Origin of the sequence: Mycobacterium sp. 852014-52450_SCH5900713 (assembly GCF_001667075.1) — a bacterium.
Lineage (GTDB): Bacteria > Actinomycetota > Actinomycetes > Mycobacteriales > Mycobacteriaceae > Mycobacterium.
In genome coordinates this window covers 55,736-72,068 of record NZ_LZIL01000009.1, presented here as the reverse complement: position 1 = coordinate 72,068, position 16,333 = coordinate 55,736, and the positions used below count along the sequence as shown (strand labels likewise).

Here is a 16,333-nt window from a genome sequence, read left to right as displayed (position 1 = left end):
TGTTACGGATCCCGATCGCTCGCTGCAAGGTCTCTACCTGGTCGTTTGCGACATCGAAGGCTACCGGGCGGAGCTTGTGGGACGCGGGGTGACGGTCAGCGACACCCGGCACAAGGACACGTGCGGTGGCTGGCGCGGCGGGTTTCTTCCTGGCCCAGCTAGCGGCCGCACTGACTATGCGAGCTTTGCGGATTTCCGCGATCCCGACGGTAATGCGTGGGTGTTGCAGGAACGAAACCATCAACGAGCCTGAAGGGGGCGCAGTGGTTGTGCGCAAATCCAGTCCCGACCGGGTGGGAGCGTTCTCCGACGGTGTGTTCGCGGTGCTCATCACGATCTTGGTGCTGGAGCTCAAGCCTCCGACCGCCCACAGCTTCAGCGCCCTAATCCCGCTATGGCCCACCGGCCTGAGCTATGTGGTCAGCTATTTGTTCATCGCGATCGTATGGGTCAACCATCATCACCTGTTCGGCTATGCGGAGCTGGCGACGCCGCGGCTGGTGTGGTCGAACTTCGCGCATTTGTTCTCGGTCTCGCTCATCCCGATAACCACCGAGTGGATCGCCGACAGTAGGTTCGCCGCTGCCCCCGTGGCCTCATATGCGTTCGTGTTCGTGCTCGTAAACATCACGTATCTCGCACTGTGCTGGGAAGTGGTCGACCGGCCCGCTCCTGAAGAAGTCACGGATCGAATGCGCAGGTTGTTGCGGATGAGGTCATTCATCACGATCGGCGTCTTCACAACGGCCGGCGTGGCCGCGCTTTGGTGGCCCTTTGTGGGGATGGCTTTGATTTGTTTGTGTTTGATCGGGTATCTCCGGCCGGATGCTCCAACTCTGAAAAAGGACAAGCCGTGACCATGCGCGTACCGTCAGTCCTGGTTTTCGACGTCAACGAGACACTGGTCGATATCGATTCCCTCGCACCGCTTTTCAGTGATCTTTTCGCTGATCAGCGGGTGCTTCGCGAGTGGTTCGCCCAGCTGATCATGTACTCGATGTCCGCCACGTTGGCGGACAGCTATGTGAACTTCTCCACCCTCGCCCAAGGCGTGCTGCGCATGGTGGGCGTCATCCACCACGTCGACGTCTCCGACGATGACCTGCAGCGCCTGAAGACAGGCTTGCTCACGATGCCCGCCCACCCAGACGCGGCGCCAGGGCTAGCCGCCCTACGTGACAACGGTTTTCGTCTGGTCACCTTGACGAATTCACCGCCCAACCCGGACGGGCCAACGGCGCTGCAGAGTTCCGGGCTGGCCGAATTCTTCGAAGTGCAATTGAGCGTCGACGCCTGCCACGCCTTCAAGCCGGCGCCCGCCGTCTACCGATACGCGTGCGAGACGCTCGAAGTGGCCCCGGCCGACTGCATGATGGTGGCCGCCCACGTGTGGGATACCCTCGGCGCCCAGAAGGTCGGCTTCAGCGGTGCGCTCATCACCCGGCCCGGCAATCCGCCGCTGCCCGTCGACGGGCTGCCCCAACCGGATCTGGTGGCGAAAGACCTGCGCCAGCTGGCCGCGAAGCTCGTCGCCAGCTGACGCATCACGGGGAGGACGACAACGATGGCAGCACACGAAGAAAGCGGCTACGACGTCATTGTGCTCGGGGCCGGGCCGATCGGGCAGAACGCCGCAGAGGGCGCCCGGGCGGCGGGCCTGAGCGTCGCGCTGGTCGAGCGCGAACTCGTCGGCGGCGAGTGTTCCTACTGGGCCTGCGTGCCCAGTAAAGCCCTGCTGCGTCCGGTGATTGCCGTCTCGGAAGCCCGCCACGTCGACGGCGCGCGCGAGGCGGTCAGCGGCCCCATCAATGCCGCCAAAGTTTTCCGCCGCCGTAACCGCTACGTCAGCGACTGGGACGACACCGGCCAGGCCGACTGGGTGGGCGGCATCGGCGCCACCCTGGTGCGCGGCCATGGCCGGTTGGATGGCCCGCGACGAGTCGCGGTCACCGCGTCCGACGGAGCCACGTCCGTGTTGACAGCACGGCACGCCGTCGTGATCTGCACGGGAAGCCGGCCCGTCCTGCCCGACTTGCCCGGCATCGACGAAGCCAGGCCGTGGACCAACCGCCAAGCCACCGACAGCAGCAACGTCCCCGAGCGGCTCGCGGTGGTGGGCGCCGGCGGCGTGGGCGTTGAAATGGCAACTGCATGGCAAGGATTGGGGTCCCAGGTGACCCTCCTCGCGCGAGGTTCGGGCCTTCTGCCGAGGATGGAATCCTTCGTTGGCGAGCTCGTCGGCCGCGGCCTCGCCGATGCCGGCGTGGATGTCCGCATTGGAGTATCGGTCCGCGCGCTGCACCGGCCCAACGGCGGAGTGGTGACCCTCGAGTTGGACGATGGCTCCGAATTGGAAGTCAGCGAAGTGCTTTTCGCGACGGGCCGCGCTCCGCTCACCGACGACATCGGTCTACACACCGTCGGTCTGGCACCCGGCGACTGGCTGGAGGTCGACGACACCTGCCAAGTGCGGGCGATAGAAGATGGCTGGCTCTACGCCGCGGGCGACGTCAATCACCGGGCCTTGCTGACCCATCAGGGCAAGTACCAGGGCCGCGTTGCTGGAGCGGCGATCGGAGCGCGCGCGGCGGGTAGCCCGTTGGACACCGCACCCTGGGGCAGGCATGCAACCACCGCCGACCATTACGCCGTGCCGCAGGCCTTCTTCACCACTCCCGAAGCCGCCGCGGTCGGCCTTACGGCCCGGCAGGCCGAGCGGGCCGGGCACCGGGTACGCACGGTCGACGTGCAGATCGGCGATGTGGTGATGGGGGCCAAGCTTTATGCCGATGGGTACAGCGGCCGGGCGCGGATGGTGGTGGACCTCGATCGCGGGCACTTGCTCGGGGTCACGCTGGTTGGGCCCGGGGTCACCGAGATGCTGCACTCCGCCACCATCGCGGTCGCCGGCCAGGTGCCCATCGAGCGGTTGTGGCACGCCGTGCCCTGCTTCCCAACGGTCAGCGAGCTGTGGCTGCGGCTCCTCGAGGCGTATCGGGATGCATCGGACCATAATTGACGTATGGCCACCGCAGACGGATTCCATCCCGATTTCGACGAGACAACATTGGAAGCCGCCCATAACCGGGTGCATCACGTCAGGGCATCGGACATCACTTCCGACACCGCGCAATCGGAGGGACTCCGTCGGTTCGCAGCGCTCAGCGGCGCGTCGGTCGGAGCCGAGAAGCTCTGGATGGGCGAGACACACGCAATGCCGTCGACCGTGTCGTCCAATCACCATCACGGCGATTCGGAGACCGCCATCTACGTTCGCAGCGGCCACCCGGAATTCGTCTTTCACGACGGCGCCCAAGAGGTGCGCATCTCGACTTCGCCCGGGGACTACGTCTTCATCCCGCCACACTTGCCGCACCGGGAGGAAAACCCTGATCCAGACGCACCGGCGGAGGTCGTCATCGCGCGCAGCACTCAAGAGGCGATCGTGGTGAATCTGCCGACGTTGTATCCCCTTCAGTAGACCGCGATTTCGATGAGATTCCCGTCAACGTCGCGGCAGTAGTGTGAGGTCATCGGTCCCAAGGCTCCGGTTCTGGCGACCGGTCCCGCAACGATCTGAACTCCGCAGTCGGCGAGGTGGGCGCGGACCTCGTCCGGGCCGCTGCGGGTGATGAAGCACAGGTCCTCGGAACCGGCCGCCTCGACCGACCCGGTAATCCACTCGGGGTCGGCGGCCAGCGCCCCGACCGGCCGCAGGTTGAGTTTCTGCTCCCCGAAGCGCAGGGCGATCCGGCCAGCGGGACCAAACGTCTCTCGCCGCATGCCCAGAACCCGCTCGTACCACGCGGCGGTGGCCTCGACGTCTGTGCAGTTCAGCACGACATGATCAATCCGTTCCACTGCGAATGCCACGGTCAGCCTCCTGTGGTGTGCAGCCGAAAATCGCTCGGCGCCAGAGTAATCCGACGGCTGTTGTCGGTTGTGGGCGGCAACGGCGCGGCAAGCGGCCTTTACGCCCCACCCACCAGACGTTTTAATACGTCTTATGACCACCCGGTCGCTCGACCTCGAGTCCGCCGATCTGCGAGTCAGGCGCGGCAGCGTGCCCGCGAGCACTCAGCTCGCCGAAGCGCTCAAGGCCGCGATCATCAAGCAACGCGTGCCCCGCGGCGGACGCCTGCCCAGCGAGCGGGAGCTCATCGATCGATCCGGTCTGAGCCGGGTAACCGTGCGAGCCGCAGTCGGACTGCTCGAGCGCCAGGGCTGGCTGGTGCGGCGCCAGGGTCTGGGCACCTTCGTGACCAACCCGGTCAGACAAGAATTGGGCTCCGGCGTGCGGACGATCACCGAGGTCTTGGCGAGCTCCGGGATCACTCCACACGTCGACGTGCTGTCCCATCGCGTCGATGAGCCCCCGCAACGAATAGCCGAAACGCTCGGCTTGTCCAAAGTCCTTTGCATCCACCGGCGCTTTCGCGACGGGGACGTGCCGTTGGCGCTGATGATCGCCTACTTGCCGCCGGGACTGGGCAAGGCCGTCGAACCGCTGCTGTCGAGCGTGTCGGACACGCAACCCGCACGGGCGATGGAAAGCACCTACACGATGTGGGAGCGGCGACTGGGCATCCCCGTCGCCCGGGCCGGCTATGAGATCCACGCGGCGGGGGCCTCCGTCGAGGTGGCCGGCGCGTTGAATCTGCCGTTGGGCTCCCCAGTGCTCGTGCTTGAACGCATCAGCTACGGCAATGACGACAAGCCCCTGGAGGTCGTGGAGTTCCACTATCGTCCCGAGCGGTACCGGTTCTCGGTAATGCTGCCCCGGACCATGCCGGCGCCCGGTGCGGGGATTGTCGAGCGGCGCTGAACGGCCGCCTCGACTCAGCCAATTCTCAACAGATTCTTCGGTGGCCCATGGCTTGTCTCCCAGCATCCGCAAAGCCACTGGCCGCAGCATGTTTTCATGACGAACGAGCCCACGTGCGCAAACTTGGTCGAACATTACCTGCGCACCCGCGGGCGACGCTATTTCCGTGGCCACCACGACGGTGAATACTTCTTCGTCACCAGCGCCCGCACGTCCGTCGCGAGGCGCCTGCACGTCCACCTCGAGATCTCGCCCGAGCACGGCGACGTGCTGATCATTCGCGTGACTCCGGGGTGCTTCTTCCCCGCCGCCGAGCGCTCCTGGTTGGTGCACTTCTCTGACACCTGGAACCGCCAGGAACGCGAAGTCACCGCGATCGTGCACGGCTCGTCCGACCCACAGCGAATCGGTGTGGTGGCGCGCAGGTCGCACTGGATCCGGCAGAACGTTTCCTTCGACGACTTCGCCGCCTTCGTCGACCGCACGATCGCGGACGCGACCGACCTCTTTTACGACTTGAGCCCGGCCGGCGACCTGCCGACGGCGCATCCACTGCTGCGCGACGCCGGCTGATCCTCGCGCGCCGGTGCCACCCGTTGTCAGCGGGCGAGAGCCACAGGCTTTTCTCGGATACCGTCCGGCGTCGTCAGCGAACGAATATGGCATTCTCTTATACGGAGAGTAGGACATGCCAATCCGGGACTCAGGTTTGAGATCTGCGTCACACCGGCAATCAATACCAAACGGCAAGAACACGACAACGGGGAAGCCATGAAGGGCAGCGGTGTTGAGGCGGCCGAAAACCACGAAACCGCCAAGTGGGATCCGGCCTTTACCGAGCAGGTCGCCAATGCCCTCGGGCCGGTCATCAAGCGGTGGTATCGGGCCGAGGTGCGCAATCTCGACAACGTCCCGCCGTCCGGCGGAGCGTTGGTGGTGTCCAACCACTCGGGAGGCATGCTCACCCCGGACGTGTTGATCTTCTCCCCGGCGTTCTACCAGAAGTTCGGTTACGACCGGCCCGTCTACACCCTGGGCCACTACGGCCTGTTCATGGGCCCCCTGGACGGCTGGCTGCGCCGCCTCGGGGTTATCGAGGCGAGCCGCGAAAACGCTGCCGCGGCACTGCATTCGGGCGCGGTGGTGTTGGTGTTTCCGGGCGGTGACTACGACTCCTACCGGCCTACCTTCAGCGCCAACTCCATCGACTTCAACGGGCGCACCGGCTACGTGCGGACCGCCATCGAGGCCGGGGTGCCGATCGTGCCCACCGTCTCGATAGGAGGCCAGGAGACCCAACTCTTCTTGACCCGCGGCAACTGGCTGGCGCGCAAATTGGGGCTGACGAAGGCGCGCATGGATATCTTCCCGGTGAGCTTCGGGTTCCCGTTCGGGCTGAGCGTGATCTTCCCACCAAACCTGCCGCTACCCGCCAAGATCGTCACCGAGGTGCTCGAACCGATCGACGTCACCGCCCAGTTCGGCGACGACCCCGACATCGACGAGGTCGACGCGCACGTGCGCGCGGTCATGGAATCGGCGCTCAAGCGACTCGCCGGTCAGCGCCGACTCCCCATCCTCGGCTGACGTCCGATGACTGAAGGCGAGACGCCATGCGAAAGTCGCGACAGCACAAGCTGATTCCACGGCGGGGTGGCGGTTGAAGAGGCTCAACGGCATGGACGCCATGCTGCTCTACAGCGAGACGCCCAATCTGCACACCCACACGTTGAAAGTGGCGGTCATCGACCCCGCCGAAGCCGAGTTCGGCTTCGAGGCGTTCCGCCGTCACGTTCGTCGCCGGCTGCACCTGCTGGAACCGTTGCGCTACCAGCTCGTCGACATCCCCTGGCAGCTTCATCACCCGATGTGGCAGGAGAACTGCGAGGTCGACCTCGATTACCACCTGCGGCGCGTGCAGGTGCCCCCGCCGGGCGGCCGGCGAGAGCTCGACCAGGTGATCGGCCAGGTCGCCTCGACGCCGCTGGACCGCAGCCGGCCGCTGTGGGAGTTTCACTTCGCCGAGGGGCTGGCCGGTGGGCGATTCGCCCTCGTCGGCAAGATTCACCACGCGCTGGCCGACGGCGTGGCGTCCGTCAACCTGCTGTCCCGCGCCATGGATCTCGAGGACGGGCCAACCGACGAACGCGACAACGACGAAACGGGCGTCACCGCTTCGACCGCCGACCTGCTGCGCGCCGCGGCCCGCGACCATGCCCGGCAAATCGCCGAACTGCCGGGGCTGGTCAGGGACGCCGCCGTAGGGCTGACGCGAGTGCGCCGCCGGTCCAAACAACGCGGTGACCACCCGGACCTGGCCGATGCGTTCGACGCCCCGCCGACGTTCTTGAACCACGTCGTCTCGCCTCAGCGGCGGTTCGCCAGCACGACGCTGCCGCTGGCCGACGCCAAGGCGACGGCCAAGGCGCTGGGCATCACCATCAACGACCTGATCCTTGCGACCGCCGCCGGCGGCCTGCGCACGCTGCTGTTGGCGTATGACGGCGCGGCCGACCGGCCGATCATCGCGTCCGTACCGACGGCGACCGACAAGTCGGACCGCATCACCGGCAATGAGATCAGCGGCCTGATGATCTCGTTGCCGGTACACGTTGCCGATGCCGCCGACCGGGCGCGGCTGGTGGCATTGGCAACTCGAATTGCCAAGGAAGACCACGAGATCCTCGGCCCGCAGCTCTACGGGCGACTAATGGCCTACCTGCCGACCGCCGCTGCCCCGGCCGCTTTCCGGTGGCTGGGGCGGCGCGACGCGCCGAACAAGCTGATGAACGTCGCTGTCTCCAGCGTGGTGGGCCCGCGTGAGCGCGGGCACTTCGGCGGCGCGGCGGTCAGCGAGATCTACTCAACCGGGGTCTTGTCGCCGGGCGCCCCGGTCAATATCACCGTGTGGAGCTACGTCGACCAGCTCGGCGTCGCCGTGCTCACCGACGATCAGACGTTCGACGACCCACACGAAGCGACCGACGCCATCAGCGCAGCATTCGCCGAATTACGGTCAGCCGCAGGGATTTCCGCCTAGACCGAAAGCACCGCGTCCAGCGCCGAATAGAACAGGCCCAAGCCGTCGTCGGAGGGGCCAGTCAACGCTTCGATGGCGTGCTCGGGGTGCGGCATCAGTCCGACGACACGGCCGTTGGCGGAGCTGACTCCGGCGATGTCGTGCAGGGAGCCGTTGGGGTTGTCGAGGTAGCGGAATACGACCCGGCCCTCCCCTTCCAGCTCGTCGAGCACATCGTCGGGGGCCACGTAGCGGCCCTCGCCGGACTTCAGCGGCACCAGCAGCTCAGCACCCCACTGGAAACGCGACGTCCAGGCCGTCGAGATCGACGCCACCCGCAACCACACATCGCGGCAGACGAAGTGCAGCCCGATGTTGCGGGTCAGCGCCCCGGGAAGCAGCCCGGCCTCGCAGAGCACCTGAAATCCGTTGCAAATGCCCAAGACTGGCATGCCGCGATTCGCGGCGGCCACCACTTCACCCATCACTGGGGCGAACCGGGCGATCGCCCCCGCCCGCAGGTAGTCGCCATAGGAGAACCCTCCCGGCACCACCACGGCGTCGACGCCCTTGAGGTCGGCGTCGGCGTGCCACAGGCTGACCGCCTCGGCCCCGACACTCCGCGCCGCCCGGGCGGCGTCGACGTCGTCCAGGGTCCCCGGAAAGGTGATGATGCCGATTCTTGCCGTCACTTGGTCTCCCGGCTGATCGTCCAGTCCTCGATCACCGTGTTCGCCAACAAAGTCTCCGCTATGTCGGCCAGCACCGAATCGTCGACGGTGTCGTCCACCTCGAGTTCGAATCTCTTGCCCTGTCTGACATCTGAGATTCCCGGATGGCCGAGTCGGCCCAACGCGCCGACGATGGCCTGACCCTGCGGGTCGAGAATCTCCGCTTTGGGCATCACATGAACGACTACCCGGCCCACCGGCGCTCCTCCTCAGATCTGTCTTCGCGCCAACTCTACCGGCGTAGGTGCGGCTCGGCCGTTACGGGCACGAGGCAATGTAGGCCTCGCAGAGGGGCGCGGTCATGGCGTTCAGTACGGGGTCGTCGGCCATTGCCGGCCACGGGACCTGCGGCGGGCCCGACGACCAGAGCGTGAGCTCGCTGATCGTGCTGCTGGCCGGGTGGGCGAGCAGGTAGGTATGCATGACGACCGGACCACTGATCACGGCGGCCATCCGGCTCGTTTCGTCGCTGGTGATCGATGGTGATTGCAACGGCGCACGTTGCTGGCAGGAGCGCAGCGCGGCGACGGCGTTGCTGAACACCGACCCGACGATGGCGCCGCCGCTTGCCGTATCGCCGCGCCAGTGCAGGATCTGCGCCTGCAACTGCCACTGCCCATCCGGGTGGGCGACCGTGGCGCGTGCCACGACCGCCGAGTCGCGGGGGTCACGCGGCACCGGCGGCGTGGAACACACCTCCTCGAACCGGAATCGAGGGCCGGGTGTCGACCCGGTCACCTGCGCCGCCAGGCCAGCCAGCGGGGGCCAGCTGTAAACCGGATCCAGCGGCACCGCTCGGCGCTGGATCCACGCGGAGTCGGGGATCTGGTCACACACGGGCGGACAGGCCTGCGGTTCGGCGTGTGCGGGCACGGCGATGATGAGAGCCACCGCGAGGCCGCCGACCACGACCATGGTCGCCAGGATCACCCGCATCGGCATCACCCCCGTCGGGGCACAATCGTAGTCATGCAGCTGACGCATTTCGGCCATTCCTGTCTACTTGCAGAATTCGACCACACCCGCGTGCTCTTCGATCCTGGAACGTTTGCGCACGGTTTTGAGGGCATAACGGGGTTATCGGCCATCCTGATCACCCATCAGCACCCCGACCACGTCGACGGCACCCGCCTGCCTGCGCTGCTCGAGGGCAACCCGGATGCCGCGCTGTTCGCCGATCCGCAAACCACCGCCCAGCTGGGCGCGCCCTGCCAGGCCGTGCACGTCGGTGACGAGCTGAGCATCGGTGAGCTGACGGTTCGCGCGGTCGGCGGCAGACACGCCGTCATTCACCCCGAAATCCCTGTGATAGAGAACATTTCATTCCTGGTGGGCGACGGCGATCATCGCGCCAGACTGATGCACCCCGGCGATGCGCTGTTCGTGCCCGACGAGCCCGTGGACGTATTGGCGACACCGGCGGCCGCCCCGTGGATGAAGATCTCCGAGGCCGTCGACTACCTGCGCGCGGTGGCACCCGCGCGCGCGGTGCCCATCCACCAAGGGATCATCGCTCCGGACGCGCGGGGCATCTACTATGGCCGGCTCACCGAGATGACCACGACCGATTTTCAGGTGCTGCCCGAGGAGGACGCGGTCACCTTCTGACCGCTACTCACCTCGAGTGTCGCGCCAGAGTGACGCTCGCGTGCCAGGGTTGCGCGCGCGTGACGTTGGGCGATGCGCTACCGCGCTAGGCGATGTCGTCGGCCACGCCGCGGCCGGCGGCCCGGCCGGAGAAGATGCAGCCACCCAGGAAGGTGCCCTCCAGGGCGCGGTAGCCGTGCACGCCACCTCCGCCGAAGCCGGCCACCTCACCGGCGGCGTACAAGCCGTTCAGGGGGGTGCCGTCGGCTTTCAGCACGCGGGCGGCCAAATCGGTTTCGATGCCGCCCAACGTCTTTCGGGTCAGGATGTGCAGCTTCACCGCGATCATCGGCCCCGCCTTCGGATCGGTCAGCCGGTGCGGTGCCACCACCCGGCCGAGCCGGTCGCCGAGATAGCCGCGGGCGGCGCGGATCGCGGTGATCTGGCCGTCCTTGCTGAACTTGTTGGCCACCTCGCGGTCGCGGGCGGTCACCTCGCCCTCCACCGTGGCGTAGTCCAGGGGCGCCACGTCGGGCAACTTGTTCATCCCGGTGACCAATTCCCGCAACGAGTTTGCGCTGACGAAGTCCACTCCCCGGTCGACGAACGCCTGCACCGGCCCCGGGGGGCCGGAGCGTGCCCGGTTACGCAGCAGCTCGCGCAGGCTCTGCCCGGTCAGATCGGGATTCTGCTCCTGACCGGACAGCGCGAATTCCTTCTCGATGACTTTGGCGTTCAACACAAACCACGTGTAGTCGTACCCGGATTTGGTGATGTATTCCAGCGTGCCGAGGGTGTCGAAACCGGGATACAGCGGCACGGGCAACCTCTTGCCGGTCGCGTCGAGCCACAGCGACGACGGCCCGGGGATGATCCGGATGCCGTGCAGTGGCCAGATCGGATCGTAGTTGGTGATGCCCTCGGTGTAGTGCCACATCCGGTCCGGATTGATCACCCGCGCTCCCGCCCGCTGGGAGATGCCGATCATCCTGCCATCAACGTGAGCGGGCACGCCGCTGAGTAACTGCTCGGGTATGCGGCCCATCCGCTTCGGCCAGTTCTTGCGCACCAACTCGTGGTTTGCACCGATTCCACCGCTGGTGACGATCACCGCCGGTGCGCGGAACTCGAATTGCCCCAACGCCGTTCGTGACGACGCCACACCCCTGGGTGCGGCCGAGGGCTCCAGCACCGTGCCCCGCACGCCGGTTACCGCGCCGCCCTCGACGATCAGCTCGTCGACCCGGTGGCGGTGCGCGAAGCGCACCGTCGAGCGGTCCCGCAGCTGACGGGCGAAGATCTCGACCAAAGCGGGCCCGGTGCCCCAGGTGATGTGGAAGCGGGGCACCGAATTGCCGTGGCCCCGTGCGTCATACCCACCACGTTCGGCCCAACCCACCAACGGAAAGAGCTTGAGCCCCCGGTCACGCAGCCAACGGCGCTTCTCCCCGGCGGCGAAATCGACGTAGGCGTGCGCCCATTGGCGTGGCCAGTAGTCCTCCGGCCGATCAAACGCCGCGGTGCCGAGCCAGTCCTGCAAGGCGAGTTCGTGGCTGTCGCGGATTCCCAAACGGCGCTGCTCTGGACTGTCGACGAAGAACAGGCCGCCGAACGACCAGAACGCCTGCCCACCCAGGTTGGCGCTGCTCTCCTGGTCGACGATCAGCACCCGCATGCCGCGGTCCACCAATTCGCAGGCGGCCACCAACCCTGCGAGTCCCGCCCCCACGATGATGGCATCGGCGCCGAACCCCGCGGCCGAAGAATCGCTCATGTCGGACCAGGGTAGTGCCCGCGCCGGGCGGATTGAGGGGACGCTTGGTCAGGCCGCGTCGAGAATCGCCCTGTCGCGCCGCCAGCGGTAGACCGCGGGCGCGCAGCCGTGCATCAGCGACAAATCGACGGCGTCCACCATCGCCTGCAGCGGGCCGGGTTTACGCAGGTGACGAGCTGCGACGGCAACCCGAACCACCCCGCCGCGCCGAGCGATCCGCTCGGCCGACAGCACCACCATCCGGCACCACCACGGTTCGGTGAGGAAGCCTTCCCCGATACCCAATACCCGGGAGCGCACGGTGGTGTGCCGAACCAGGTCGGTGATGCCATGCAGGTCGGCAAGCAGACGAAAACCGTTGTCCGGCAACGCCTTGACGACTCCTGGGGAAACCACCCAGCCGGGTGCCGCGAACAGCCGCGTGCGCAGCCCGAGGTGCTCGAGCACCCGGTCGGCGGCCATCAGCCGCAGGTTTGCCTCGTGCGCCCGAAGGATCGCGAACTCACCGCGGCGCTTCTTGGTGGCCGCATCGTCGTAGCCGTGCAGCACGATGGCGTCGCCGCCGGACCGCCGGTCGGTCAACCATTCGACGGTGCGCGGGTCGTGGTCGAGTCGGTAGTCACCACTGAGCCGCGGTGCCACCAACAGGGACACTGGGACATTTCGGGCATCCATTTGAGCGCAGAACGCCTCGACGTCACTCAGGGTGCGTTCGCCTATCCCCGAGACCGAGACGATCAATTTTCCAGCCACACCCGCAGTTTGACGATCTCAGGTTTCGGAATGGTGAAGGACACGCAGACGGCAGGCGTATATCGATACCGCTGGACCGCAGGTCGGGCGGGCTGCGCGCCAGCCGGAAAGGGTCCCGCGGGCGGACGGCGGGGGAATCGGTTCGATATGCTAAGCAACGCCATGGATCAGGCCCCGTATGTAGCGGCCGACATACCGCTGCCTTACGACCCCGCCCCGCAGCCGGGCGCGGGCGCGGGCGAGCGGGACTATCCCGACAAGCTGGACGCCGGCCTGTTGCGGATTTCCGGCGTGTGCATCCTCGCCACGGTCATGGCGATCGTGGACGTCACCGTCGTCAGCGTTGCGCAGCGCACCTTCATCGACCAATTCGGGTCTTCACAGGCCGTCGTCGCGTGGACGATGACCGGCTACACACTGGCATTGGCGACGGTCATACCGATCACCGGGTGGGCGGCCGACCGGTTCGGCACCAAACGGCTTTTCCTGGGCTCCGTGCTCGCCTTCACGCTAGGCTCCCTCCTGTGCGCGCTGGCCGCAAATATCCTGCAGCTCATTGTCTTTCGGGTGGCCCAAGGGATCGGCGGCGGCATGCTGCTGCCCCTGAGTTTCATGATATTGACACGTGAAGCGGGCCCGCGGCGGCTCGGTCGCCTGATGTCGATCCTGAGCATCCCGATGCTGCTCGCCCCGATCGGTGGCCCAATCCTGGGCGGCTGGCTGATCGACGCTTCGAGCTGGCGGTGGATCTTCCTGATCAACCTGCCGATCGGCCTCGTCACCATCGCGCTAGGGGCGATCATCTTTCCCCGTGACCACCCGTCGCGGTCGGAAACCTTTGACCTCGTCGGCGTGCTGCTGCTGTCACCCGGCCTGGCCATGTTCCTGTTCGCGGTGTCGTCGATCCCGCGATGCGGCACCGTGGCCGACCGCCACGTGCTCATACCGGCCATCGTCGGCCTCACCCTGATCGCGGGGTTCGTCGCCCACGCGTGGCACCGCGCCGATCACCCCCTCATCGATCTGCGGTTGTTCCGTAATCCGGTGCTCACCCACGCCAACGTGACGATGCTGGTATTCGCCGGCGCCTTCTTCGGTGCCGGCCTACTCCTGCCGAGTTACTTCCAGCAGGTGCTGCACCAGACGCCGATGCAGGCGGGCCTGCGCATGATCCCCCAGGGACTTGGCGCAATGCTGACCATGCGCCTGACCGGGCCATTGGTGGACCGACGGGGGCCCGGCAAGATCGTGCTGGTCGGTATCGCGCTGATCACCGCCGGCCTCGGCACGTTCGCCGTTGGCGTGGCCAGGCAGGCGGACTACCTGCCCACGCTGCTGATCGGCCTGGCGATCATGGGCCTCGGCATGGGCTGCACCATGATGCCGCTGTCGGTCGCCGCGGTGCAGGCGCTGGCCCCGCACCAGATAGCCCGGGGCACGACGCTGATGAGCGTCAGCCATCAAGTGGGCGGGTCGGTGGGCACCGCGCTGATGTCGATGATCCTCACCAATCAGTTCAATCGCAGTGAGAACATCGTCGCGGCGAACAAGATTGCGGCGTTACAGCAGAAAGCCGCCGTCAGCGGGGTGCCGGTAGACCAGTCCGCAATACCGCGTCAGACGCTCGACGCCGGTTTTTGGGCCAACGTCGTACACGACCTTTCTCACGCCTATACGGCGGTATTTGCGATCGCGGTGGTGTTGGTGGTCTCTACGATCATTCCGGCGTCCTTTTTACCGAAAAAGCCGGCGAGCCAAACCGTCGGTAATTAGCGCAATTCGCTATCTCAGCAAATCGCACCTAGGAGAAAGGCCGGCGTCGGCGGCCGTTACGGGTGCCCGCGCGCTCGTTCCGCGGGCTACCTGCTCCGATGGTGGGAGGTCTTACCGGACCGGGTCGATGCGCGCGCGCTGTCGTTGTGGGAACGACAACCGAAACGCCTGCACGCAGCAGGTTAGCGGCGTCGGCCGAGCCAAACGCCTAAAAGCGTCCGCTTGCGGGTACCGATATCGCTATGCTCGGCGACACAATGCAGAAGGCCTCTTCCGGCTTGTCCGACGCTCTGGTGTCCACCGCTGACACCGGAGAGTTAGACGACGACGCCGCACGTGAATACCCCGACAAGCTTGACCCCGCACTACTTCGCATCGCCGGGGTTTGCGGGTTGGCCTGCATCATGGCGATTCTCGACAACACCGTCGTCGCTGTGGCGCAACGCACCTTTATCGACCAATTCGGCTCGACCCAAGCCATCGTCTCGTGGACGATGGCCGGCTACATGTTGGCATTCGCTACTGTAATTCCGATAACCGGGTGGGCAGCCGACCGATTCGGCACCAAACGGCTCTTCATGGGTTCGATTCTGTCGTTCACGGTCGGCTCGCTACTATGCGCGATAGCGCCAAACATATTGCTTCTCATCATTTTCCGCGTCCTGCAAGGTATTGGCGGCGGCATGCTATTGCCGCTGAGCTGGACGATCTTGACTCGCGAGGCCGGCCCGAAGCGGGTCGGTCGCCTGATGGCAATCGGGGGAATTCCGATTCTGCTGGGGCCGATCGGTGGACCGATATTGGGCGGGTGGTTGATCGACTCATACGGGTGGAAGTGGATCTTCCTGGTCAACCTGCCGATAGGCCTGGCCACGTTCGTCCTTGCCGCGATCCTCTTTTCGAAAGACCGCCCGTCCCCGTCGGAAGCACTCGACGTCACCGGGCTGCTGTTGCTGTCTCCCGGGGTGGCGATATTCCTATGCGGGGTGTCGTCCATCCCCGGACGACACACGATTGCCGACCCCTACGTGTGGGTACCGATGGTCATTGGCGTGACGCTCATCACCGCTTTCGTCTTGCACGCCCGGTTCCGCACGGATCATCCGCTCATCGACCTTCGGCTGTTCAAGAACCCGGTGGTCACCGAGGTCAACGTGACGCTGCTGGTATTCGCCGCCGCCTCAGTCGGCGCCACGCTGCTCATACCCAGCTACTTCCAGCTCGTATTGCATGAGACGCCCATGCAGGCGGGCCTGCACCTCGCGCCGGTGGGACTCGGCGCCCTGATAACCCTGCCGATCGCGGGGGTGTACATGGACAGATACGGGGCGGGCAAAATAGTGCTGCTTGGCCTCCCGGTAATGGCCATAGGCCTTGGGATCTTCACGCTGGGCGTGGCGAGGCAGGCTCATTATTCGCCGATCCTGCTCGCCGGTCTGACGATCACAGGCCTGGGTGTGGGTTGCACCACGACGCCGCTCTCTGCAGCCCTCATGCAGTCACTCGCGCCGCATCAGATCGCCCGCGGTACGACGCTGGTAAGCGTCAACCAGCAGCTGGGCGGCTCGATTGGTGCCGCCCTGATGGCGGTGGTCTTGACCAACCAGTTCACCAGCGATGAAACCTTGGCCGCCGCGAGCAAAATGGCCTCGCTGCAGGAGGAGGCCGACAGACGCGGGCTGCCGGTTGATCCGGCGGCAATCCCACGCCAGGCCCTGTCCCCGGATTTCGCCAGCCATGTCACGCATAACCTCTCCCAGGTCTACACCCTGGTGTTCGTGCTGGCCGTCGTCCTGGTGGCGTTCACGATCATCCCGGCCGCATTTCTGCCGCGCAAGCCGGTAACACCCCACGACGTTTCGTGACCGTCG

General features: G+C 66.0%; 17 protein-coding genes. 11 read left to right on the top strand and 6 right to left on the bottom strand.

The annotated features are described in order from the left end of the window. Window positions 1-125 precede the first annotated feature (125 nt). Genes A5773_RS02995 through A5773_RS02980 form a run of 4 tightly spaced genes read left to right on the top strand, consistent with a single transcriptional unit; the run spans window position 126 to window position 3,481 of the window. Window positions 126-857, top strand: a complete 732-nt coding sequence (locus A5773_RS02995) for a TMEM175 family protein (RefSeq protein WP_231989200.1) — start codon at window positions 126-128, stop codon at window positions 855-857. A gap of 2 nt (window positions 858-859) precedes the next feature. Continuing rightward, window positions 860-1,540 (top strand): haloacid dehalogenase type II, encoded by a 681-nt coding sequence (locus A5773_RS02990; RefSeq protein WP_066957864.1) that lies wholly within the window; start codon window positions 860-862, stop codon window positions 1,538-1,540. 24 nt (window positions 1,541-1,564) lie between these two features. Further along, window positions 1,565-3,019 carry an NAD(P)/FAD-dependent oxidoreductase gene (locus A5773_RS02985; RefSeq protein ID WP_066957861.1) on the top strand — a complete coding sequence of 485 codons (1,455 nt, stop codon included), beginning with the start codon at window positions 1,565-1,567 and terminating at the stop codon, window positions 3,017-3,019. 3 nt (window positions 3,020-3,022) lie between these two features. Beyond that, entirely contained in the window at window positions 3,023-3,481 is a 459-nt protein-coding gene (locus tag A5773_RS02980; protein WP_066957859.1) for a cupin domain-containing protein, read from the top strand. On the opposite strand, the gene A5773_RS02975 is transcribed toward A5773_RS02980, so the two are convergent. Further along, entirely contained in the window at window positions 3,475-3,873 is a 399-nt protein-coding gene (locus A5773_RS02975; RefSeq protein ID WP_066957856.1) for a VOC family protein, read from the bottom strand. The two genes, A5773_RS02980 and A5773_RS02975, sit on opposite strands and share 7 nt — an antisense overlap. Window positions 3,874-4,006: 133 nt before the next feature. Here A5773_RS02975 and A5773_RS02970 point away from each other — a divergent pair, with 133 nt between their 5' ends. The 4 genes from A5773_RS02970 to A5773_RS02955 all read left to right on the top strand — a co-directional run bounded on the left by A5773_RS02970 (window position 4,007) and on the right by A5773_RS02955 (window position 7,865). Beyond that, window positions 4,007-4,825: a GntR family transcriptional regulator gene (locus A5773_RS02970; RefSeq protein WP_066957854.1), complete on the top strand. Its 819-nt coding sequence runs from the start codon at window positions 4,007-4,009 to the stop codon at window positions 4,823-4,825. Between the two features lie 96 nt (window positions 4,826-4,921). Then, on the top strand, window positions 4,922-5,398 hold the full coding sequence (locus A5773_RS02965; protein WP_066957851.1) for a hypothetical protein: 477 nt from the start codon (window positions 4,922-4,924) through the stop codon (window positions 5,396-5,398). 198 nt (window positions 5,399-5,596) lie between these two features. Beyond that, entirely contained in the window at window positions 5,597-6,412 is an 816-nt protein-coding gene (locus A5773_RS02960) for a lysophospholipid acyltransferase family protein (RefSeq protein WP_066957849.1), read from the top strand. A 73-nt stretch (window positions 6,413-6,485) separates the two neighbouring features. Continuing rightward, complete coding sequence (locus A5773_RS02955) at window positions 6,486-7,865, top strand: wax ester/triacylglycerol synthase family O-acyltransferase (protein ID WP_197505817.1); 1,380 nt, start codon at window positions 6,486-6,488, stop codon at window positions 7,863-7,865. Here the strand turns inward: A5773_RS02955 and purQ are convergent. The 3 genes from purQ to A5773_RS02940 form a co-directional block, all read right to left on the bottom strand. Further along, entirely contained in the window at window positions 7,862-8,536 is a 675-nt protein-coding gene (gene purQ / locus A5773_RS02950) for a phosphoribosylformylglycinamidine synthase subunit PurQ (protein ID WP_067263706.1), read from the bottom strand. The two genes, A5773_RS02955 and purQ, sit on opposite strands and share 4 nt — an antisense overlap. Beyond that, window positions 8,533-8,772, bottom strand: a complete 240-nt coding sequence (gene purS, locus A5773_RS02945; protein WP_066955000.1) for a phosphoribosylformylglycinamidine synthase subunit PurS — start codon at window positions 8,770-8,772, stop codon at window positions 8,533-8,535. The genes purQ and purS overlap by 4 nt, the downstream gene beginning before the upstream one ends. A 61-nt stretch (window positions 8,773-8,833) precedes the next feature. Continuing rightward, a complete protein-coding gene (locus A5773_RS02940) occupies window positions 8,834-9,568 on the bottom strand; it encodes an ATPase (RefSeq protein ID WP_066955003.1) in 735 nt (244 codons plus the stop codon). Here A5773_RS02940 and A5773_RS02935 point away from each other — a divergent pair. Beyond that, window positions 9,545-10,183, top strand: coding sequence for an MBL fold metallo-hydrolase (locus A5773_RS02935; protein WP_066955007.1), 639 nt, complete (start codon window positions 9,545-9,547; stop codon window positions 10,181-10,183). The two genes, A5773_RS02940 and A5773_RS02935, sit on opposite strands and share 24 nt — an antisense overlap. Before the next feature lie 85 nt (window positions 10,184-10,268). Here the strand turns inward: A5773_RS02935 and A5773_RS02930 are convergent, their stop codons facing one another. Together A5773_RS02930 and A5773_RS02925 are read right to left on the bottom strand one after the other, a co-directional pair. After that, a complete protein-coding gene (locus tag A5773_RS02930; RefSeq protein ID WP_066955009.1) occupies window positions 10,269-11,936 on the bottom strand; it encodes an FAD-binding dehydrogenase in 1,668 nt (555 codons plus the stop codon). Window positions 11,937-11,984: 48 nt separating this feature from the next. Further along, window positions 11,985-12,689 (bottom strand): DUF2334 domain-containing protein, encoded by a 705-nt coding sequence (locus tag A5773_RS02925; protein ID WP_066955012.1) that lies wholly within the window; start codon window positions 12,687-12,689, stop codon window positions 11,985-11,987. A 147-nt stretch (window positions 12,690-12,836) separates the two neighbouring features. Here A5773_RS02925 and A5773_RS02920 point away from each other — a divergent pair, with 147 nt between their 5' ends. Both A5773_RS02920 and A5773_RS02915 read left to right on the top strand, forming a co-directional pair. Further along, a complete protein-coding gene (locus A5773_RS02920; RefSeq protein WP_066955015.1) occupies window positions 12,837-14,462 on the top strand; it encodes a DHA2 family efflux MFS transporter permease subunit in 1,626 nt (541 codons plus the stop codon). Between the two features lie 242 nt (window positions 14,463-14,704). Then, a complete protein-coding gene (locus A5773_RS02915) occupies window positions 14,705-16,327 on the top strand; it encodes a DHA2 family efflux MFS transporter permease subunit (protein ID WP_066955017.1) in 1,623 nt (540 codons plus the stop codon). The last annotated feature ends 6 nt before the right edge of the window (window positions 16,328-16,333 follow it).

Bases quoted from the DNA above. Each gene is read 5' to 3' on its own strand.
- A5773_RS02965 (WP_066957851.1), top strand. From the start codon at position 4,922: ATGACGAACGAGCCCACGTGCGCAAACTTGGTCGAACATTACCTGCGC.
- A5773_RS02990 (WP_066957864.1), top strand. From the start codon at position 860: ATGCGCGTACCGTCAGTCCTGGTTTTCGACGTCAACGAGACACTGGTC.
- A5773_RS02980 (WP_066957859.1), top strand. From the start codon at position 3,023: ATGGCCACCGCAGACGGATTCCATCCCGATTTCGACGAGACAACATTG.
- A5773_RS02970 (WP_066957854.1), top strand. From the start codon at position 4,007: ATGACCACCCGGTCGCTCGACCTCGAGTCCGCCGATCTGCGAGTCAGG.
- A5773_RS02935 (WP_066955007.1), top strand. From the start codon at position 9,545: ATGCAGCTGACGCATTTCGGCCATTCCTGTCTACTTGCAGAATTCGAC.
- A5773_RS02960 (WP_066957849.1), top strand. From the start codon at position 5,597: ATGAAGGGCAGCGGTGTTGAGGCGGCCGAAAACCACGAAACCGCCAAG.
- A5773_RS02985 (WP_066957861.1), top strand. From the start codon at position 1,565: ATGGCAGCACACGAAGAAAGCGGCTACGACGTCATTGTGCTCGGGGCC.
- A5773_RS02915 (WP_066955017.1), top strand. From the start codon at position 14,705: ATGCTCGGCGACACAATGCAGAAGGCCTCTTCCGGCTTGTCCGACGCT.
- A5773_RS02940 (WP_066955003.1), bottom strand. From the start codon at position 9,568: ATGGCCGAAATGCGTCAGCTGCATGACTACGATTGTGCCCCGACGGGG.
- A5773_RS02930 (WP_066955009.1), bottom strand. From the start codon at position 11,936: ATGAGCGATTCTTCGGCCGCGGGGTTCGGCGCCGATGCCATCATCGTG.
- A5773_RS02920 (WP_066955015.1), top strand. From the start codon at position 12,837: ATGCTAAGCAACGCCATGGATCAGGCCCCGTATGTAGCGGCCGACATA.